Origin of the sequence: Streptomyces sp. SAI-127, from assembly GCF_029894425.1 — a bacterium.
Lineage (GTDB): Bacteria > Actinomycetota > Actinomycetes > Streptomycetales > Streptomycetaceae > Streptomyces.
Genome location: NZ_JARXYJ010000001.1, coordinates 5,774,171 through 5,794,729, shown reverse-complemented (window position 1 = coordinate 5,794,729; position 20,559 = coordinate 5,774,171). Strand labels below are relative to the sequence as shown.

The window sequence follows — 20,559 nt, the reverse complement described above, 5'->3', positions numbered from 1 at the left end:
GAAGGCACGTACGGGAATTCATCGATTTCTGTCACGAATGACAGGTGACCTTCTTATGGCATTGCTGCCCGGAGAATTGCCGAATTAGCGTTCCCTCCATCCTTGAGGCGACCACACAGAGGAGTTCGCGGTGACCCAGGGGAGCATCCGTATGTCCGTGGCGACGACGGCCTGCGCCGGAGCCGGCTGTGTCCGTCGTGAGTCCGGCGGCCTGGCCCGGCGCCGCGCCGCGCCCGGCACCCGGCTGTGCCCGGCGTGCCAGGAGCACCTGGTGCGGGACCTGAGCCGACTGCCGGAGCTGTACGAGGAGTGCGCGCGGCACCTCGCCGGGGGCGGCGGTGAGCGGAGCCCGGAGAAGACCTCCGGCGGCCCGCTGCCCGGCATGCCCTTCAACTGCCGTGCGGCCGACACGCGTTCCTCGATCCTGGGGGTGCTCAGCTCGTGGGCGACCCTGGTCCTGGAGGAGTTCGGCCTGACCGGCCCCCGGCGGGCGGTCGCCCCGCTCACCCGGTTCCTGGTCCGGCACAGCAACTGGCTCGCCGGGCACGAGGCCGCCGGTGACGTCTCCGCCGAGGTGGCGCAGCTGGTCCGCAAGGCGCACGGTGTCATCGACCCGGCGACGAGCCGGCGCATCCCGGTGGGCGACTGTGTGGAGCCGGACTGCTCCGGCGACCTCACCGCGATCGTCCGGCCCCGGACGCCGCGACTGCCGGCCACCATCACCTGTACCGAGAACCCCGCCCACCACTGGGCCGGCCCCGAGTGGCTCCAGCTCAGCCGTCGGCTCGGCGCCGCACCGGCCGACGACGGAACCGCCCAGGAGGAGCGCTGGGTGACCGCCGCGGACATCGCCCGGCTGTGGGCCGTGCCCCCGGGCAGCGTCTACCGTCACGCCAGCACCGAGAAATGGCGCCGCCGCAGCGCGTCAGGCCGCACGTACTACCACGCGACGGACGTCCACGAGTCGCTCAAACACCGCTCCGCATAGATCACGGCTACGGGGAAGGGCTCCTGGCGGACCGCCAGGAGCCCTTCCCCGTACGACTGCTCAGTCCTTGATCTCGCAGATCGCGGCGCCGGAGGTGATCGAGGCGCCGACCTCCGCGGACAGGCCCTTGACGGTGCCGGCCTTGTGCGCGTTGAGGGGCTGTTCCATCTTCATGGCTTCCAGGACGACGACGAGGTCGCCCTCCTTGACCTCCTGGCCCTCCTCGACGGCGATCTTGACGATGGTGCCCTGCATCGGGGAGGCGAGGGTGTCACCCGAGGCCGCGGGGCCGGACTTCTTGGCCGCGCGGCGCTTGGGCTTGGCCCCGGCGGCGAGGCCGGTGCGGGCCAGCGACATGCCCAGGGAGACCGGCAGGGAGACCTCCAGGCGCTTGCCGCCGACCTCGACGACGATCGTCTCGCGGTCGGTGTCCTCGTCGGCCTCGGTTTCGGTGGGGGCGGCGAAGGGCTTGATGTCGTTGACGAACTCGGTCTCGATCCAGCGGGTGTGGACCGTGAACGGGTCACCGGAGCCGGTCAGCTCCGGGGCGAAGGCGGGGTCGGTGACCACCTTGCGGTGGAAGGGGATGGCGGTGGCCATGCCCTCGACCTGGAACTCGGCCAGGGCGCGGGCGGCGCGCTGGAGGGCCTGGGCGCGGGTGGCGCCGGTGACGATCAGCTTGGCCAGCAGGGAGTCCCAGGCGGGGCCGATGACGCTGCCGGACTCGACACCGGCGTCCAGGCGCACGCCCGGGCCGGAGGGGGCCTCGAAGCGGGTGACGGTGCCGGGCGCGGGCAGAAAGCCCCGGCCCGGGTCCTCGCCGTTGATGCGGAACTCCAAGGAGTGGCCGCGCAGTTCGGGGTCGCCGTAGCCGAGCTCCTCGCCGTCGGCGATGCGGAACATCTCGCGCACCAGGTCGATCCCGGCGACCTCCTCGGTGACCGGGTGCTCCACCTGGAGGCGGGTGTTGACCTCGAGGAAGGAGATCGTGCCGTCCATGCCGACCAGGAACTCCACCGTGCCGGCGCCGACGTAGCCGGCCTCCTTGAGGATGGCCTTGGAGGACGAGTACAGCTCGGCGACCTGGGCGTCGGACAGGAAGGGCGCGGGGGCTTCCTCGACCAGCTTCTGGTGGCGGCGCTGCAGCGAGCAGTCGCGGGTGGAGACGACGACCACGTTGCCGTGGGTGTCGGCCAGGCACTGGGTCTCCACGTGGCGCGGCTTGTCGAGGTAGCGCTCGACGAAGCACTCGCCGCGGCCGAACGCGGCGACCGCCTCACGCACCGCGGAGTCGTAGAGCTCGGGGACCTCTTCGAGGGTGCGGGCGACCTTCAGGCCGCGACCGCCGCCGCCGAAGGCGGCCTTGATGGCGATCGGCAGGCCGTGCTCCCGGGCGAAGGCGACGACCTCCTCGGCACCGGAGACCGGGTCCGGGGTGCCGGCCACCAGCGGGGCGCCGGCCCGCTGGGCGATGTGCCGGGCGGCGACCTTGTCACCGAGGTCGCGGATGGCCTGCGGGGGCGGGCCGATCCAGATCAGGCCCGCGTCCAGGACCGCCTGCGCGAACTCGGCGTTCTCGGAGAGGAAGCCGTAGCCGGGATGGATGGCGTCCGCGCCCGACTCGCGCGCGGCGCCCAGGACCTTGCCGATGTCCAGATAGCTGGTGGCCGGGGTGTCACCGCCCAGGGCGAACGCCTCATCCGCGGCGCGGACATGCAGAGCGTCCCGGTCCGGGTCGGCGTACACGGCCACGCTCGCGATACCGGCATCCCGGCAGGCCCGGGCAACGCGGACAGCGATTTCGCCACGGTTGGCGATGAGCACCTTGCGCACGACGCCTCACTTCTGCTGAGAGAACGGATACTTTCGGCCAGCATTCCCGGGCGCCGCTACAGCGTTCAAGACACCCTGTGACAAACCTTGGTGAAGCCGTACGGGCCGGAACCGCTGTGGAGGCACCACCTCCACAGCGGCGTTCAACGCGGGAGCCTGCTCACCAGGCGTACGCCTCGGGCGCGGGCCTGGCCCCGTTCGGGCCGGGCGGCGGGAACAGCTCGTCCAGCCGGGCCAGTGTGGCGTCGTCGAGGTGGATCGTCAGGGCGCGCAGTGAGCTGTCGAGCTGCTCTGCCGTGCGCGGACCGATGATGGGCCCGGTGACGCCGTCCTGCGCCAGCAGCCACGCCAGTCCGACGTGAGCCGGGTCCTCCCCGAGGTCGGCGCACAGCTTCTCGTACGCCTCGATGGTGTCGTGGTGCTGGGCGAGCACACCGACGGAGCGTCCCGTGCTGCCGCGGGAGGCCCTGCCCTCCTTCTGCTTGCGCAGGACACCGCCGAGCACTCCGCCGTGCAGGGGCCCCCACGGGATCAGGCCCAGCCCGTAGTGCTTGGCCGCGGGCAGCACCTCCAGCTCGACCCAGCGGCACATCAGGTTGTACATCGACTGCTCGCTGACCAGCCCGAGGAAGTGCTGCGAGCGGGCGGCTTCCTGCGCCTGCGCGATGTGCCAGCCGGCGAAGTTGGACGAACCGAAATAGAGGACCTTGCCCTGCTGACGCAGGACGCCGAAGGCCTCCCAGATCTCCTCCCAGGGCGTGTTCCGGTCGATGTGGTGCATCTGGTAGACGTCGATGTGGTCGGTCCCGAGGCGCCTGAGCGAGTCCTCACAGGCGCGCCGGATGTTCAGCGCGGACAGGTACGCCTCGTTGGGCCAACCGCCCGTCGGGAGGTAGACCTTGGTGGCCAGCACGGTCTTCTCGCGTCGGCCGCCGCCCTCGGCGAACCACCTGCCGATGATCCCCTCGGTGGAGGTCTCGCCCGGTCGTGTGCCGTAGACGTTCGCCGTGTCGAAGAAGTTGATGCCGTGCTCGTGGGCACGGTTCATGATCGTGTGACTGTCCGCCTCGGAGGTCTGCGTTCCGAAGTTCATCGTGCCGAGCACGAGTCGGGACACGGACAGTCCGCTGCGGCCGAGCCTGGTGTATTCCATGTGTGCCAATCCTTGGGACGGTGCTGCATCGGTGGGGGGTCGGGAGATGAGGTCGGGGAACAGGGTCGGGTCAGGCCGGGTACCACGCCTTCATCCGCGGGCGGTCCGCGTCCCACGACAGGACCGGGGCCCGGCCGAGGTCGGCCCAGATCGTCGTGCTGTCGAACCAGTGGTCGGTGGCGAGCATGTCCAGTGCGTGTGCGGCACCGGTCTGCTCCGCCACCACGTCGCGTGCCTGGACGATCCCCAAGTCCCTTGGTGGCGGCGGCTGTTCCATGCCAGCGGCCACGGTCTGCAGCAGGGCGGACGCTGTGACCGGGTCTGGGTACGCCGCATGGTAGACGCACGTCGACAGACTGTCGTACGGAGCGAGGCCCAATTCCACTATCAGCGCGGCGAGTTCGGAGACGGCGATGACGGAGTGCTCGGTCTGCCACCCCGTCGGGGTGCAGGACAGGGCCCGCAGCAACCGGGCCAGCCCGGGCACGACCCAGTCGTCACCGCGTCCGTACACCAGGTGCGGACGGACGACGATCCCGCCGGCGGCCAGCACGGCGTCCTCGGCCTCGCCCCGCGTGCGGGACGTCGGCGATCGCGGATCCCGCACCAGGTCCTCGGGGCGGGCGCACCGGTAGGTGCCGCGCCCGTAGACGGCGGCGGTGCCGAGGTACACGATCCGGGACACCCCCGCACGCCGCGCCTCGGCCACGAGGGCGGCGGTGCCGCGCGCGTTGACGGCCTGGTTGGCCTCGGGCGTCCCGCCGATCTGCGAGGCGCAGTGCAGCAGGACGTCGACTCCGTCGCACAGTCCGTGCAACGAGTCCGGGTCGGTCAGGTCCGCACGGACGGTCCGGGCCGCGCCCTCGTCGGGCCGTGGCGGCGACCTGCGGTGCGACATCAGGGTCAACTCCGCGCCACGGCGGGCGGCTTCGCGGGCGACCTGGCTCCCGACGAAGCCGGCCGCGCCCGTGATCATGGTGTTCACCTGGTGCGGGTCCGCAGCGTCAGGCGGGCACTGAAGACGGTCTCGTCGCACTGGACCCCGCGCACCCGCACCAGCACGTCGCCGGTGCGGTCGACGCCGACCGGCCTCGCCTCGATGTAGCAGGGCTCGTCGAGTTCGGCGTACCGGTCGAAGGAGCTGTCCACGTCGAGGACGAGGGCGTCGGGCATGCCGGTCGCGGCGTGTGCGGCCTGCCGGGCCGCTTCCAGGAGCACCATGCCCGGGACGTGGTCGACCGGGTGGTCGAAGAAGATCGGGTGGCCGCAGTCGACGCGCAGTTCCCAACGGTCCACGGGGCTGCCCGGGGCCTCGGAGAGGACCACGTTGTCCGGTCCTGTGCGGCCGACCCGGGCCGGATCTATCGGTCGGCCCGGGTCCCGCCTCGTGCGGGTCGGGCGCTCCCCCCGCAGCCGTTTGTAGACGCTGGGCCCCGTGCAGTTGAAGGCCGCTCCGGCGGTGGCCAGGGCCACGCCGTCGACCGTCGCGGTCACCTCGTAGCGCATGCCGGCCAGGCTCTTGCCCCGGCGGACGATGTCGTGGCACACCGTGTGCAGTTCGACCTCGGTCGGGGCCGGCGTCGCGACGAACATGTCCGTCGTCGCGGTGAACCCTATGGACCGCATCAGGAACTGGTGCCCGAACGGAACCCCGAACTCGGCGTGCGCGAGCAGCGACCCGATCTGCCGGGCCGATTCGATCAACAGCATCGGATCCTGGTGGCCGCCCGACTGGGCGAACAGGGCGTGTCCGCGCGGCCATTGGGCCCGCACCGTGAAGGCGTCGGCCTGAGCGGCCGCCCGCCAACCGGTGAGCAGAACCTCGGACACGGCAGCGCGGTGGACGTACTGGCGCGGGACGATCGTGGTCAGTTGCGAGTGTGCGTAGTCGAGCGTTGCGGTCATGCTGGTGAGCTCCCGTCTGTTTTTGAGCAGGGAGGAGCTGAGTGCTGCATGCTGCGCAGCGGCCCCCCGTCGACCAGTCCATAAAATACAGACAGGTCTGTTGGGTAAATCAAGTAAAAACTTCGGAACGAGGCCTTCACGACCGCGACACGCCGCAGTGTGGCGGGCGACACACTCCGTCAGTAATGAGTGCATCACCCACCGACATCGCTCGAACAGGCAGGTTTGCCTGTTCTTGCCGAAGACCAGGCCACACCCTCCCGGATCGCGGCCCGCTGAATCGGTCCACCCAAATCCGGCAAAACCATTAACGTCCCAGCTCAGGTTACCTCTGACGTCTCATGGTCCCGCAGCCGAGTACTCATTGACAATCAGACAAGTCTGTTTGGTATCTTCACGGTGCACCTGGATTTTCACTTGAACATCTGGCAGGGCCGCCGGTGCGGCCCGAGTACAGGGGGAACAGATGAACCGGCAGGTAGCGGACCTACCCGAATCCCACACCGCGCGGCACCACACCACGCCCCACCCCACCCACCCGCCCGCCTCGCGGCTGCACGTCCCTGTCGAGCACCCTGCGCTGCGCATCCTCGTCGTGGAGAACGAGGAACGCTCGGCCAAGGCCCTGGTCCAGGACCTGATACGGCGGGGTTATCGCGCCGAGAGCGTGGCGACCGGTAGCCAGGCGCTCCAGGTCCACCACCAGGCAGACCTGATCCTGCTCGACCTCGACCTGACCGACCTCGACGGCCTCGAGGTCTGCCGGGGCATCCGGGCGACGAGCGACACCCCGATCATCGCCGTGACCGAGCGCGGCAGCGAGCTCGACCGCGTCCTGGGGCTCCAGGCCGGGTCGGACGACTACATGGTCAAGCCGTACGGCTTCCACGAACTGCTGGCCCGGATCGGAGCGGTGATGCGCCGCGTCCGGCCTTCCCAGACGGCCCGGACCATCGAGCACGGCCCGATGCGCATCGACGCGGTCACCCGCAAGGTCACCGTGCACGGCCTCCCCGTGGACCTCACCCGCAAGGAGTTCGACCTGCTGCACCTGCTCGCGATGCAGCCGGGTGCCGTCGTGTCACGGCGCCAGCTGATGACCCAGGTCTGGGACGACGCCTGGTCCCACAAGGGCCGCACCATCGACACCCACGTCAGCAGCCTGCGCGGCAAACTCGGCTCCAGCAACTGGATCGTCACGGTCCGCGGTGTCGGCTTCCGCCTCGGCAGCCCTTGAGCACGAACGCGCCCCGGTGTCGGCGGACACCGACACCGGGTGCGACCCGCGAGCCCGTCCATGCCACGCCCACCACCCACCGCCGAATCGGAAGCCAACCTTCCGACGGTGGCGCAACGCTCTGAGCAGCCGTCCGCCCTACCTTAGGATGCAGACAGGTCGGTACAGTTTCATGTCGAGCGAGCGCAAGGATCAGGGTCATGGCGAAGCAGGAACGCGGAACGCGATCGCGGCGGGCGATTCTTGAGGCCGCCGCCGAGGTGTTCGACCTGCGCGGCTTCGATGCCGCGAGCACCAACGAGATCCTCGCGCGCAGCGGCCTGACCCGGGGCGCCCTGTACCACCATTTCCCTTCCAAGGAAGCGATCGCCGTGGCGCTGCTCGACGCGCACAGCGAGGCCCTCGTCCTCCCCGAGCACGCCACCAGGTTCCAGGCGATCATCGACCTGACCTTCGCCTTCGCCGGCCGCCTCCAGCGCGACCCGGTCCTGCGGGCCAGTGTGCGCCTGGCCGTGGAGAAGACCTCCTTCCCCCGCCCCCTGAACACGCCCTACGACCAGTCGAGCGCGGCCATCCGCGAACTGCTGGAGCAGGCCCGGGACCAGGGCGAGATCCTGCCGGGGCTGGATCTGGGAGAGGCCACCACCATGATCGTCGGAGCGTTCACCGGCATGCAGGTGATGTCGCAGGTCTACACCGACCGCAAGGACCTGCCCGAGCGGGTCACCACGATGTGGCGCCTCCTGCTGCCGGGCATGGTCGGCCCCGGCATGATCGGCAACCTGCGCATCACCCCGCCGCCCGCGCCCAACAACGCGTAGGCGCCAGGCGTTTGGCGTCAGGCGTAGGGATCAAGCAACGGCGTGCGGTCGGGCACACGCTCCCAGCGGGGGCGGGGCACCCCCATTGCCCTCGGCCGGCCCCCACTTGCTCCCGACCGAACCTGACCGAACCCGACCGCCCCCTCCAAGTCCGGGCGGTCTCTTCTCGGCTCCGACCGCCACCGCCCGCCCCACCAGGAAGCGCCGCCCCTTACGGCAGGCCCGGGGCCGTGTCCCACGGCGGTTGCGACGAAGCGCGTCGCTCACGCCCGGCTCCCCCCGCTTCCGCCCCCGCCCCCGTCTCCTCGAAGAGCGGCAGCACCCTGTCCCATATCCGCTTGCCGCGCTCGGGGCTCCACCAGACTGCGTCGGCGTATCCGAGGGACTCCAGTCCCGCGGTGACCACCACGGCGAGGTCCGCCAGCACCTGCCGGTCGGGGCTGTCGGGAGCGTCCGCCAGGATCCGGACGCGCAGCCGGTCCAGCACCTCCTCCCGCAGCCGGGGCGGATCGTCGGTGCCGTCGGCGGCCAGCCTCAGCCCCGCACGCACCAGTTGATCCTCGGCCAGGGCCTTCCCCAGGGCGATGCCGAAGCGTGCCGGCGCATCGGCACCCGGGCTGTCGAGACTCTCCTCGGCCAGTGCGAGAACGCGACCCTGGGCCTGCGTGTAGACCTCGGTCACCAACTCCGCGATGGACGAGAAGTGGTGGTAGAGGGCGCCACGGCTCACTCCGGCGGTGTTGCAGATGTTGACCAGCCCGGCGTCGGTGAGCCGTCCGTTCGCGACGAGTTCCACGGCGGCACGCACGAGGGCCTCACGGGTCGACCGCGACCGCTTCTGCATCGCACATGCCCCTTGTTCAGTACGACTCGACAGACAGAGAGGAGACGCCATGCCGCCTCCTTCTGCCAGGAACCATACAACCATGCCTGTTTTCATGGACAGTACCTGATCGACAATCACAGGAAATGGCGTAGACCTACCCCCCCTACACCGCGGGAAATGGCCATCCTCCTACCATTACGCCCCGAGTGCCTTCACGGACCGCTACCGCTGAATCAACGTCAGAACAGGCAGACCTGTTTGTTACGTTGGCTCGCAGCCAGTCATACAGCGGTCCATTGATTTCACTCCCCAACAGTTCCTGACATGCCGTCAGTTCTGTAATCTGACACAGCGTCAGTTAATCGAGCTGTCACACAGGAGCGGGCGGACCGATGCTTGGATCAACCCACGGCACCCTCACCACCGACTCCCGCCGGGCCCGGGTCGTCGCGTGCGGCGAGCAACCCGGGCCCGCCGTTCACGGCCGGCCCGCCGAGGTCGACGATCTCGACGTCGGCGGCCGTCCGCTGTATGCCGACGTCCCCGATCTGGACCGCTTCTTCCGGCCGGAGTCGGTCGCCGTGGTCGGCGCCTCGGACACCGAGGGCCGGCCGAACACCGGCGTCACCCGGCAGTTGATCGACTGGGCGGACCGGGTGGGAGCCCGGCTGCACCCGGTGCATCCGACCCGCCCTTCGGTCTTCGGCATCCCCTGCGTGGCATCCGTCGCCGACCTGCCCGAGCAGGTCGATCTCGCCGTCCTGCTGGTCGCGGAGCCGCTTCCGCTGATCGCGCAACTGGCCGAGGCGAAGGTGAAGTTCGCGGTCGTCTTCGCGTCCGGCTTCGCGGAGACCGGCGAGGAGGGGGCGATGGCGCAGGAGCGTCTCGCCGCCGCCGTGGCGGAGTCGGGGATGCGGCTGCTGGGGCCCAACACCAACCTGAACGCCTTCTCGTCGTTCCGCGACGACCTCGACGGGCCCGGGATCGCCCTCATCACCCAGTCCGGCCACCAGGGCCGCCCGGTCTTCGCCCTCCAGGATCTCGGCATCCGCCTCACCCACTGGGCCCCCACCGGCAACGAGGCCGATCTGGAGAGTGCCGACTTCCTCTCGTACTTCGCCGAGCGCCCCGAGGTCGGCGCCATCGCCTGCTACCTCGAGGGCCTCAAGGACGGCCGCTCCTTCCTGCTCGCCGCCGACCGGGCCGCCCGCCGCCAGGTGCCGGTGGTCGCGGTCAAGGTCGGCCGCACCGAGACCGGCGCCCGCACGGCCGCCTCCCACACCGGCAAACTCACCGGCGCGGACACGGTGGTGGACGCCGCGATGCGGCAGTACGGCGTGATCCGCGTCGACGGTCTCGACGAACTCCAGGACACCGCAGCCCTGTTGGCCCGCGCGAGGCCGCCGCGCGCCGACGGGGTCGTCGTCTACTCGATCTCGGGCGGCACGGGCGCGCACTTCGCCGACCTGGCGACGGAGGCGGGGCTGCGGCTGCCCACCCTCTCGGAGGCGAAGCAGTCCGAACTGCACCAGTGGATACCGGAGTTCCTGAACGTGGCCAACCCCGTCGACAACGGCGGGCACCCGGTCGGCGACTGGCGCGGCCGGAAGATCATCGACGCGATCCTCGCGGACCCGTCGGTCGGGGTACTGATCTGCCCGGTCACCGGGCCCTTCCCGCCGCTGAGCGACCGGCTGGTGCAGGACCTGGTGGACGCGGCCGAGCAGACCGACAAGTTGGTCTGCGTGGTGTGGGGTTCGCCCGTCGGCACCGAACCGGCCTACCGCGAGGTCCTGCTCGGCTCCTCCCGGGTGGCCACCTTCCGCACGGTCGGCAACTGCATCACCGCGGTCCGCGCCTACCTCGCCCACCACCGCTTCGTCAGCGGCTACCGCTCCCCCTTCGACGAGGCCCCGCGCAGCCCCTCGCCCTCCTTCCGCAAGGCGCAGGCCCTGATGCGCCCGGGCCAGCAGCTGAGCGAGCACGCGGCGAAGCAACTGCTGCGGGCGTACGGGATCCGGGTGCCGCGCGAGCAGCTGGTGACCAGCGCGGCGGCGGCCGTCCGCGCGGCGGGACTGGTGGGCTACCCGGTCGTGATGAAGGCCTCCGGCGCGAAGATCGCCCACAAGACCGAGCTGGGCCTGGTGAAGATCGGCCTGACCTCGGCCAGCCAGGTCCGGGACGCCTACCGCGAGCTGACCGACATCGCCCGCTACGAGGACGTCTCGCTGGACGGTGTCCTGGTCTGCCAGATGGTCGAGCGGGGCGTCGAGATGGTCGTCGGGGCCGCGCACGACGAGCTGTTCGGGCCGACGGTGACGGTCGGGCTCGGCGGGGTGCTGGTCGAGGTGCTGCGGGACACGGCCGTACGCGTGCCGCCCTTCGGTGAGGAGCAGGCCCGGGACATGCTGGACGACCTGCGCGGGCGGGCCCTCCTCGACGGGGTCCGGGGGCGGCCGCCCGCGGATCTCGACGCCCTGGTGGAGGTCGTGCTGCGCGTGCAGCGCATGGCCCTGGAGCTGGGGGACGAGGTGGCGGAGCTCGACATCAACCCGCTGATGGTGCTGCCCCGGGGGCAGGGGGCGGTGGCGCTCGACGCGTTGGTGGTGTGCCGGTGAGCGAGGTGCGGCACATCGTCGACGGCCAGGTCTCGTACATCACCCTCGACAGGCCCGAGGTGCTCAACGCCCTCACGCCCGGTCAACGGGACCTGCTCGTCGAGCTGTTGGGCCAGGCGTCGGCCGATCCGGAGGTGCGGGCCGTCGTCCTCACCGGAACCGGCCGCGGCTTCTGCGCGGGTGCCGACCTGCGAGGGGCCTCCGGTGCGGGAGAACGCGTCGCCGGTGATGTGGCCCGCACTCTGCGGCTGGGGGCCCAACGGCTGATCGCGGCCGTCCTCGACTGCGAGAAGCCGGTGATCGCCGCGGTGAACGGCACCGCGGCCGGTCTCGGCGCGCACCTCGCGTTCGCCTGCGATCTCGTCCTGGCCGCCGAGTCGGCGAAGTTCATCGAGGTCTTCGTCCGCCGGGGCCTGGTCCCCGACGGCGGCGGCACCTATCTCCTGCCCCGTCTGATCGGCCCGCAGCGGGCGAAGGAGCTGATGTTCTTCGGCGAGGCTCTCACCGCTCGCGAAGCCGAACGTCTGGGTCTCGTCAACCGGGTCCTGGAGGACGAGGAGCTGACCAAAACGGCCCGCGAATGGGCCGAGCGCCTCGCCACCGGCCCCACCCGCGCCCTGGCCCTGACGAAACAGCTCGTGAACGCGTCCCTGGACTCCGACCGCGCCACCGCTTTCGCCGCGGAGGCCGCCGCCCAGGAGATCAACATGACGACGGAGGACGCGCAGGAGGGCGTGGCGGGCTTCGTGGAGCGCCGGAGCCCCGAGTACCGGGGCCGTTGAGGCTCAGTCCCGGGTCAGGATCCGCAGGTCCGGCGCGTCCGGGTCCCCGAACGGCACGAACAGCTCGGGCTCGGACTCGGTCCCGCCGATCCTCCAGTACGTCTCCTGCCCGCATCCCCCGTCGAGCCGTACGACGACACCGGCGCGGTCGTGGGCGCGCTTGTCGTCGAGCAGCCAGGTGCCGGTGCCGTCGCACACGGCGAAGGGCGGCTCGGCGGACTGGTCGGCGGACCCGGACTCGGTGGGCAGGTCGGTGAGTTCGGCCCGGCCGCCCGTGCCGAGGCTGAGGACCGCGCCCTCGTCGCCCCGCCAGACGCCGGTGAGCTGCTCGGCGGACAGCGCGGGTGGCTCGTACTCCTCGACGATTCCCGTGGTCGTGGCCGGCACGCCGCCGAGGAAGACCAGGAGGAACAGGCCGACGGAGGCGAACAGGGAGGGCAGCCACACCCCCCAGAAGCCTCGGGTACGTCTCCGGAGCCACCCGAGGCCGAGCACCGGGAGCACACCGAGGGCGGCGAGGAGCGGTGCCGTGACGGTGAACGGCCAGTCCCACAGCAGCCCGGCGAGTCCCGCCCAGACCACGCCGAGCCCGGCCGCGCACAGCACGTGCCAGGCCCACAGGGGTCCTCGCGCGCGGCGGGCGACGAGCCGCGCGAGTGCCTCGGCGGGCACGATCTGGGCCATCGCGTGCGCGAGGCCGAGCACCGGCAGGATCAGCGGCGCCACGACGAGGAGACACGCCAGGACGAGCAGGGAGAGGAATCCGAACGCGCCCGCGTACGCGTGGTCGTCGCCGAGCAGGCTCCCGATCCACCAGATCAGGCCGATCGCCGGAAGCTGCACCGCGCACACCGCGGCGGCCTCGTTGAGCCGTGCGTTCCCCCACCCCATAAACGCAGCGTACGGGTGGTCTCACGTGCGCGTGCCCCAACCCTTTTCATCTGACACACCGTCAGCTTCAATGGAAGTGTGATGGGACAAGCAGGAATGGCCGAGGCCGCCGTCCGCTACCTCCGGTCCGGCAGGACCCTCGCGGTCGAGGCGCTGCCCCGCCCGGAGCTGCGGTGTGTGCGAGAGGACGAGCGCGCGCCGGTCGAGCAGGCCGAGTTCCGGCGCGTGCTGGGATCCTTCGCGAGCGGCGTGACCGTGGTGACGGCACCCGGGGCACCCGGCGCGGAACCGGCCGGTTTCGCCTGCCAGTCCTTCTCCTCCCTCTCCCTCGACCCGCCGCTCGTCGCCTTCATGGTGGGCCGTACGTCGACGACCTGGCCCCGCATCGCCCAGGCGGGCGTCTTCTGCGTGAACGTCCTGAGCGCCGAACAGGGCGAGCTGTGCAGGGCGTTCGCGGTGCGCGGCGCGGACAAGTTCGCGGGCGTGGCCCACGACCCGGCCCCGGCCTCCGGCTCGCCCCGCCTCGCGGGCACCCTCGCCTGGATCGACTGCACGATCCACGCGGTGCACACCGGCGGGGACCATCTGATCGTGGTGGGGCGGGTGGACGCGCTCGGGCCGGGCGACGGAGACGGCGAACCGCCCCTCCTGTTCCACAAGGGGCGGTTCCTCTAGGGGTCTAGGCGGTGGTTGCCGCCAAGGGCACCGCGGCCGGCCGACGCCTGATCACCAGCGCCATCAGCGCCGCCGCCGCGCACAGCGCGCCGGACGCGTACCAGATCATGTCGTACGAGCCGAACACGTCCCGGGCGACACCGCCGAGGAAGGCGATCAGCGCCGCGCCGACCTGGTGGGAGGCGAGGACCCAGCCGAAGACGATCGCGCTGTCGTCGCCGTACTGCTCGCGGCACAGGGCGACGGTGGGCGGGACGGTGGCGACCCAGTCGAGGCCGTAGAAGACGATGAAGAAGAGCATCGGCGGGTGGACCGAGGGGGCCAGCAGCATGGGCAGGAACAGGAGCGAGATGCCGCGCAGGGCGTAGTAGACGGCGAGCAGGCGGCGGGGCTCGAAGCGGTCGGTGAACCAGCCGGAGGCCACCGTGCCGACCACGTCGAACACGCCGATCACCGCGAGCAGCGAGGCGGCCGCCGTGACGGGCATGCCGTGGTCGTGGGCGGCCGGCACGAAGTGGGTCTGGATCAGGCCGTTGGTGGAGGCGCCGCAGATCGCGAAGGTGCCGGCCAGCAGCCAGAAGGGGCCGGTGCGGGCGGCCTTGAACAGGACCGTCACCGCTCGGCGCGCGGCGCCCGGGACCGGCTCCGGCTTCGGCACGAACTCCTTGGCGCCGTACGGCTTCAGGCCCACGTCGGCCGGGTGGTCGCGCAGCAGCAGCCAGACGAAGGGGACGACCGCGAGGGCGGCGAGCGCGACCGTGATCGCCGCCGGGCGCCAGTCGTGCTTCTCGACCATCCAGGACAGCACCGGCAGGAAGATCAGCTGACCGGAGGCTGAGGCGGCGGTCAGGATGCCGGTGACCAGGCCGCGCCGCTCGGTGAACCAGCGATTGGTGACGGTCGCGGCGAACGCCAGTGCCATCGAGCCGCTGCCGAGACCGACGAGCAGGCCCCAGTACAGCATCAGCTGCCAGGCCGCCGTCATCCACACGGTCAGCCCCGAACCGACCGCGATCACGGTCAGCGCGACCGCGACCACCCGCCGGATGCCGAAGCGGTCCATGAGCGCCGCGGCGAAGGGGGCGGTCAGGCCGTACAGCGCGAGGTTGACGGAGACGGCCGCGCTGATGGTGCCGCGCGACCAGCCGAAGTCGTCGTGCAGGGGATCGATGAGCAGGCCCGGCAGGGAGCGGAAGGCGGCCGCGCCGATGATCGTCACGAAGGTGACGGCGGCGACGAACCAGGCGCGGTGGATACGAGGGGCCGACTGGTTTTCCGTATGGGCTGCCTGCACGGCGGCTTCGCTTGTCTGGGTCACGACATAGAGCTTCCGTCCTGCGCCGCCCCGGATCCATTGGCCCGAAGGACAGCATTCGTTAGGATCGGGCCATGAGCCCTGACCGCCGTGCCCGTCGTGCCCCGGAGTTCCGCCCGCACCGCGTGGTCGTCCTCGCCATGGACGGTGTGCTGCCGTTCGAGCTGGGCATCCCGCACCGGATCTTCGGCCGCCCCAGGGACGCCGAGGGGCGCCTGCTGTACGAGGTCGTCACCTGCTCGATCCGCCCGCCGGGCCCGGTGCAGACCGACGCCGACTTCGCCATCCAGGTCGAACACGGCCCGGAGACCCTGGCCACCGCCGACACCGTGATCGTCCCGGCGTCGTACGAACTGGGCCCGGTCTTCGAGCAGGGCGTGCTGACCGACGAACTGGCCGCCGCCCTCGCCCACATCCGCCCCGGCACCCGGCTCGCCTCCATCTGCACCGGCGTCTACGTCCTGGCCGCCGCCCGCCTTCTCGACGGCCGCCCTGCCACCACGCACTGGGCCGACTCCGACCGTCTCCAGCGGCTCTTCCCGCAGGTCAAGGTCGACCCGGAGGTCCTGTTCATCGACGACGGGGACGTCCTGACCTCCGCGGGCGTCGCCGCCGGGATCGACCTGTGCCTGCACATGGTGCGCCGCGACCACGGCACGGCGGTCGCCAACGACGTGGCCCGCCGCACGGTCGTGCCGCCGCACCGCGACGGCGGGCAGGCGCAGTACATCCACCGGCCCGTGCCCGACCCGCAGCAGGCGACCACGACCTCGGCCCGCGCCTGGGCGCTCGGCCGTCTGCACGAGCCGATCCAGCTGCGGGACATGGCCGAGCAGGAGGCCATGTCCGTACGCACCTTCACGCGCCGCTTCCGCGAGGAGGTCGGCGTCAGCCCCGGCCAGTGGCTCACCCAGCAACGCGTGGAACGCGCCCGGCACCTCCTGGAGTCCACCGACCTCTCCGTCGACCAGGTCGCCCACGACGCCGGCTTCGGCACCGCCCAGTCGATGCGCCAGCACCTACAAACGGCCCTCGGCGTCACACCGACCGCCTATCGCCGTACCTTCCGCGCCGGGAGCGAGCTCCCCGACCACCCGTCCGGGCACTACGACGGCGTCGGCGCCCTGCGCTGAGCTCCGCGTGCGGCGCGCCTCCCCCCACCAGCCGATTCCCGTCAGCACGAGGGTCAACGCCACCCCAGCCAGGACGGCGGTGGACGGCACCGTCACCTTGAGCAGGGCTCCGGCGAGCGAACCCGTGGCCGCGTAACCCGCGCCCGCCGCCGCGTACATCACGGAGTAGCCGGCGGCCAGGGCGCCGGGCGGAAGCGCGTCGCGCAGGGCGAGGTTGCGGGTGAGCAGCGCGCCCGACTGGAGCAGGCCACCCACGGCGAGCGCGGTCGCGATCCCGGCGGTGTTCGGTGTCAACGCGATGAGCGTCACGCAGATCGAGGTGCCGCACATCAGCACGACACTGCGGGTGCGCAGCAGACCGGGCCAGGTGCGCAGGCCGTAGAGGAACGCCCCGAGTCCGGCGCCCACCGCAAGCCCGGTCAGCAGCGGTCCCGACCAGCCGACGGGGATGCCGCGCTGTTCGAGCAGGGCGGGCAGGACGAGTTCGGCGAGGCCCAGCAGGCTGAGGCTGGCCGCGCCCGCGACGTACACGGGCCAGGCGCCCAGCAGCAGCCGGGGCAGTGATCCGCCTGACCACGCGCCGGCCGCCGAGTCGTCCACCTTCCAACCGGCCGGGAGCAGCCACAGCCCCGCGACCGACGCCGCCATCAGGGCGGCTGCGAGCAACAGGGGGACATGGGGCGCGACTTGGAGGGCGAGGCCGGCGACGGCGGCCGGGGAGACGGCCCAGATCACGGAGTTGAGCATCGACTCGGTGGACAGCGCCTGCGCGACGGCCCGCTCCGGAACCAGCTCGGTGAGCAGTGCGCGCAGCCCGCCGGTCGCAGCGGCGGGAGTGGCTCCGGCCAGGAAGGCGAACGCGCCCAGCACCAGGGAGGGCGCGTCGGGAAACACCCCGAGCCCCGCGAACCCGAGAGCCCCGGTAGTAAGCCCCACGGCCAGCTGGGGCCGGGCACGCTCGGGGGGCAGTCGCAGCCCGAGCACCGGGGCGCCGACGATCTCACCGATCACATAGGCCGCCGCGAGCACCGCTCCCAGCGCATACCCTCCCGGTCTTTCGCGCACCAGGAAGACGAGAGCCAGGGGAGCCATCGCCACCGGCATACGGGCGCCGACGGACGTGCAGGCCCAGACCAGGACCTGTGGGGAGGCGACGTCTCGGTAGGTCATGCGTCGAAGCTAGGGCCCGGCACTGACATCGCTCCAAGGGTTTTCCAGGGCCTGTGGAAAACTCCGGGGGCTAGAAGGTCAGCACCCCCCGGGCCACCCGCCCCGCCTCCGCGTCCCCCACCGCCTTCTCGAAGTCCTCGATGGGGTAGGTCTCGGTGATCAGCTCGTCGAGGAACAGGCGTCCCTGCCGGTAGAGCTCCGCGTACAGCGGGATGTCCCGCTGCGGCCGCGACGATCCGTAGCGGCAGCCGAGGATGGACTTGTCCAGGAACATCGACGAGACGACGAAGGACGCCTCCGCTCCCGCCGCCGGCACCCCCAGCAGGACCGCCTGGCCGTGCCGGTCCAGCAAGTCCACGGCGGTGCGCACGAGTTCGACCCGCCCGACGCACTCGAAGGCGTGGTCCACGCCGTGCGGCAGCAGGTCCCGCACCCCCTCCGCCGACGTCAGGAAGTCGGTCGCCCCGAACTGCCGGGCCATCGCCTCTTTCGCCGGGTTGGCGTCCACCGCCACGATCCGCGACGCCCCCGCGATCCGCGCGCCCTGGATGACGTTGAGCCCGATCCCTCCGGTCCCGATGACCAGCACGCTCTCCCCCCGGTCCACCCGGGCCCGGTTGAGCACGGCCCCCACCCCGGTCAGCACCCCGCACCCGATGAGCGCGGCGGACGGCAGCGGAATGTCCTTCGGAATCCGGACCGCCTGAACGGCCTTCACCACCGTCCGTTCCGCGAAGGCGGAGTTGCACGCGAACTGGAACACGCGCTTCCCGCCCCGTGAAAAGGGCCTCTGGGGCCGCCCGATGGCCTTGCGGCACATGGTCGGCCGCCCCCGGTCGCAGTCGGCGCAGGCACCGCAGTTGGCGAGCGTGGACAGCGCCACATGGTCACCGGGCCCGACATGAGTGACCCCGTCCCCCACCGCCTCCACCACGCCCGCGCCCTCGTGCCCCAGCACCACCGGAACCGGAAACGGAATGGTCCCGTCCACCACGGACAGGTCGCTGTGGCACAGCCCGGCCGCCGAGATCGCGACCTGTACCTCGCCGGGTCCCGGATCCCGCACCTCCAGATCGTCGACGACCTGGACCTGCCTTCCGTCGAACAGCACGCCGCGCATCAGACGACCCCCTTTGGTTCCCTGGGCAGACCGAGCACCCGCTCGGCGATGATGGTGCGCTGGATCTGGTCCGAGCCGCCGTAGATGGTGTCGGCCCGCGAGAACAGGAACAGGTGCTGCAGGGCGTCGAGTTCGTACGGCGAGGAAGGGGACCAGTCCCCGGGCCCGACCGTCGCCTCCGCCCCCCGCACGAGCATCGCCAGCTCCCCGAGCCGTTGATGCCACCCCGCCCACAGCAGCTTGGCCACACTGGACGCCCCGGCGTCCCCCGAACCCCCCAGCGTCCGCAGGGCGTTCCACCGCATGGTCCGCAGCTCGGCCCACTGCCGCACGAGCAGCGCCCGCACGACCGGATCGGAAACCGCGCCAGTCCGTACGGCGGTCTGCACGACCCGCATCAACTCCTCGGCGAACCCCACCTGTTGGGCCAGCGTGGACACCCCGCGCTCGAACCCCAGCAGACTCATCGCCACCTGCCAGCCGCGCCCCTCACCCCCGACGACATGCTCCGCACGCGCGTGTGCCCCGTCGAAGAAGACCTCGTTGAACTCACTGGTCCCGGTCATCTGCCGAATGGGCCGCACCTCGACGCACCCCGGCTGGTCCATGGGAACGAGGAGGAACGACAGCCCGTGATGCCGACCGGACTCCGGGTCGGTCCGTGCGAGGACGAAACACCAGTCCGCCTCATGGGCGAGGGACGTCCAGATCTTCTGCCCGCTGATCCGATACGTCCCGTCCTCGACCCGGGTGGCCCTGGTCCGCACCCCCGCGAGATCGGACCCCGCCCCGGGCTCGCTGTACCCCTGGCACCACAGCTCCTCCCCGGCGGCGACGGGAGGAAGAAAGCGCGCCTTCTGCTCGTCGGTTCCGTGCGCCAGGAGAGTGGGAGCCAACAGCTTCTCCCCGATGTGCCCGGACCGCGCCGGCGCCCCCGACCACGCGTACTCCTCGGCCCAGACGACCTGCTGGGTGAGGGTGGCGGTCCGGTTGCCGAATCCGGATTCCTCCCAGCCGAGCCCGATCCACCCTGACTTACCGAGGGTGCGTTCCCAGGTACGACGGTCCTGGGCCCCGTCCACGTGGCTGGACAGCCATTCCCGCACCTCGGATCGAAATGCATCGTCCTCTGCGCTGAATCCAAAGTCCACGAGGATCTCCTCTCAACACCGGAGCCGACACCCCACCCAGGGGCGCGGGGAACACCACCCGTATCCCCGAGCTATTGGGCGCCCGGCCCAGAAAGCAACGGCATCGGATCCACACCCACACTCCCCGGCAAGAACTCCGCGATCCGATCCGGCGTCCACCCGCCGGAGGCATACGCCGCGCGCAACTCCCGAGGCTGAGCCCACACCGCGATCTTCGGCCCCGCCACGGTGTACACCTGCCCGGTGATCTCCTGGGCCCGTGCCGACAGCAGGTAGACCACCATGGCGGCCACGTCCTCCGGCTCCCCGATCTCCGTCAGCTCGAAGGGCACGTTCGCCGACATCCGCGTACGGGCGACAGGCGCCACCGCATTCGCGGTCACCCCGTATTTGTGCAACCCGAGCGCCGCACTACGGACCAGGGAAATGATCCCGCCCTTCGCCGCGCTGTAATTCGCCTGCGAAGCCGACCCCTGGTGATTCCCGCTGGTGAATCCGATCAACGTCCCCGCCCGCTGCTTCCGCATCACCGCGGAGGCCGCCCGGAACACCGTGAACGTCCCCTTCAAATGCGTGGCGACGACCGGATCCCACTCCTCCTCGGTCATGTTGAACAACATCCGCTCACGCAGAATCCCGGCGACACAGACGACACCGTCGAGCCGTCCGTAAGAAGACAACGCGACATCGACCACCCGCTGCCCACCCGCCATCGTCGAGATGTCGTCGGCCACGGCGACGGCCTCGCCCCCGGCCGCCTCGATCTCCTTCACGACACCCGAAGCGACATCACTCGTGGGAGACGCCCCGTCCACGGAAACGCCGTAGTCGTTGACGACGACCCGCGCCCCCTCCCTCGCCGCGGCCAGCGCGACCGCCCGCCCGATCCCCCGCCCCGCGCCGGTCACGGCGACGACCCTGCCTGCCAAGAAGTTCCCCAT

Annotated in this window: 18 protein-coding genes; 7 read left to right on the top strand and 11 right to left on the bottom strand. The window is 71.1% G+C overall.

Annotated elements, in window-relative coordinates:
• Positions 1–130 precede the first annotated feature (130 nt).
• Positions 131–988: a hypothetical protein gene (locus tag M2157_RS26615; RefSeq protein ID WP_280858342.1), complete on the top strand. Its 858-nt coding sequence runs from the start codon at positions 131–133 to the stop codon at positions 986–988.
• 60 nt (positions 989–1,048) lie between these two features.
• On the opposite strand, the gene M2157_RS26610 is transcribed toward M2157_RS26615, so the two are convergent.
• The 4 genes from M2157_RS26610 to M2157_RS26595 form a co-directional block, all read right to left on the bottom strand.
• A complete protein-coding gene (locus M2157_RS26610) occupies positions 1,049–2,821 on the bottom strand; it encodes a biotin carboxylase N-terminal domain-containing protein (RefSeq protein ID WP_280865761.1) in 1,773 nt (590 codons plus the stop codon).
• A 160-nt stretch (positions 2,822–2,981) separates the two neighbouring features.
• Complete coding sequence (locus M2157_RS26605; RefSeq protein ID WP_280858344.1) at positions 2,982–3,974, bottom strand: aldo/keto reductase; 993 nt, start codon at positions 3,972–3,974, stop codon at positions 2,982–2,984.
• 70 nt (positions 3,975–4,044) lie between these two features.
• Positions 4,045–4,950 (bottom strand): NAD-dependent epimerase/dehydratase family protein, encoded by a 906-nt coding sequence (locus tag M2157_RS26600; RefSeq protein ID WP_280866380.1) that lies wholly within the window; start codon positions 4,948–4,950, stop codon positions 4,045–4,047.
• A gap of 5 nt (positions 4,951–4,955) precedes the next feature.
• Positions 4,956–5,879, bottom strand: coding sequence for a ScbA/BarX family gamma-butyrolactone biosynthesis protein (locus M2157_RS26595; protein ID WP_280866379.1), 924 nt, complete (start codon positions 5,877–5,879; stop codon positions 4,956–4,958).
• A 466-nt stretch (positions 5,880–6,345) separates the two neighbouring features.
• Between M2157_RS26595 and M2157_RS26590 the strand changes: the two genes are divergently transcribed.
• Complete coding sequence (locus M2157_RS26590; protein WP_280866378.1) at positions 6,346–7,116, top strand: response regulator transcription factor; 771 nt, start codon at positions 6,346–6,348, stop codon at positions 7,114–7,116.
• Positions 7,117–7,316: 200 nt separating this feature from the next.
• Entirely contained in the window at positions 7,317–7,937 is a 621-nt protein-coding gene (locus M2157_RS26585) for a ScbR family autoregulator-binding transcription factor (protein ID WP_280858348.1), read from the top strand.
• 211 nt (positions 7,938–8,148) lie between these two features.
• On the opposite strand, the gene M2157_RS26580 is transcribed toward M2157_RS26585, so the two are convergent.
• On the bottom strand, positions 8,149–8,781 hold the full coding sequence (locus tag M2157_RS26580) for a TetR/AcrR family transcriptional regulator (RefSeq protein ID WP_280858349.1): 633 nt from the start codon (positions 8,779–8,781) through the stop codon (positions 8,149–8,151).
• A 374-nt stretch (positions 8,782–9,155) separates the two neighbouring features.
• On the opposite strand from M2157_RS26580, the gene M2157_RS26575 reads away from it, so the two are divergent.
• On the top strand, positions 9,156–11,381 hold the full coding sequence (locus tag M2157_RS26575) for an acetate--CoA ligase family protein (protein ID WP_280866377.1): 2,226 nt from the start codon (positions 9,156–9,158) through the stop codon (positions 11,379–11,381).
• On the top strand, positions 11,372–12,163 hold the full coding sequence (locus tag M2157_RS26570; protein ID WP_280866376.1) for an enoyl-CoA hydratase-related protein: 792 nt from the start codon (positions 11,372–11,374) through the stop codon (positions 12,161–12,163). The genes M2157_RS26575 and M2157_RS26570 overlap by 10 nt, the downstream gene beginning before the upstream one ends.
• 3 nt (positions 12,164–12,166) lie before the next feature.
• Here M2157_RS26570 and M2157_RS26565 read toward each other — a convergent pair whose 3' ends face one another.
• Positions 12,167–13,054 (bottom strand): hypothetical protein, encoded by an 888-nt coding sequence (locus M2157_RS26565; protein WP_280866375.1) that lies wholly within the window; start codon positions 13,052–13,054, stop codon positions 12,167–12,169.
• An 81-nt stretch (positions 13,055–13,135) separates the two neighbouring features.
• On the opposite strand from M2157_RS26565, the gene M2157_RS26560 reads away from it, so the two are divergent.
• Entirely contained in the window at positions 13,136–13,729 is a 594-nt protein-coding gene (locus M2157_RS26560; RefSeq protein ID WP_280866374.1) for a flavin reductase family protein, read from the top strand.
• A gap of 4 nt (positions 13,730–13,733) precedes the next feature.
• On the opposite strand, the gene M2157_RS26555 is transcribed toward M2157_RS26560, so the two are convergent.
• Positions 13,734–15,047, bottom strand: coding sequence for an MFS transporter (locus M2157_RS26555; RefSeq protein WP_266517829.1), 1,314 nt, complete (start codon positions 15,045–15,047; stop codon positions 13,734–13,736).
• A 71-nt stretch (positions 15,048–15,118) separates the two neighbouring features.
• Between M2157_RS26555 and M2157_RS26550 the strand changes: the two genes are divergently transcribed.
• The gene (locus tag M2157_RS26550; RefSeq protein WP_280858354.1) at positions 15,119–16,177 is read left to right on the top strand and encodes a helix-turn-helix domain-containing protein; all 1,059 of its coding nucleotides are present in this window, start codon (positions 15,119–15,121) and stop codon (positions 16,175–16,177) included.
• On the opposite strand, the gene M2157_RS26545 is transcribed toward M2157_RS26550, so the two are convergent.
• From M2157_RS26545 to M2157_RS26530, 4 genes are all read right to left on the bottom strand, one after another.
• Positions 16,064–17,347 carry an MFS transporter gene (locus tag M2157_RS26545; RefSeq protein ID WP_280858355.1) on the bottom strand — a complete coding sequence of 428 codons (1,284 nt, stop codon included), beginning with the start codon at positions 17,345–17,347 and terminating at the stop codon, positions 16,064–16,066. The genes M2157_RS26550 and M2157_RS26545 overlap by 114 nt on opposite strands.
• 70 nt (positions 17,348–17,417) lie before the next feature.
• Positions 17,418–18,467 (bottom strand): Zn-dependent alcohol dehydrogenase, encoded by a 1,050-nt coding sequence (locus tag M2157_RS26540; protein ID WP_280858356.1) that lies wholly within the window; start codon positions 18,465–18,467, stop codon positions 17,418–17,420.
• The gene (locus M2157_RS26535) at positions 18,467–19,618 is read right to left on the bottom strand and encodes an acyl-CoA dehydrogenase family protein (RefSeq protein WP_280858357.1); all 1,152 of its coding nucleotides are present in this window, start codon (positions 19,616–19,618) and stop codon (positions 18,467–18,469) included. The genes M2157_RS26540 and M2157_RS26535 overlap by 1 nt, the downstream gene beginning before the upstream one ends.
• A 71-nt stretch (positions 19,619–19,689) precedes the next feature.
• Positions 19,690–20,559, bottom strand: a complete 870-nt coding sequence (locus tag M2157_RS26530) for an SDR family oxidoreductase (protein WP_280858358.1) — start codon at positions 20,557–20,559, stop codon at positions 19,690–19,692.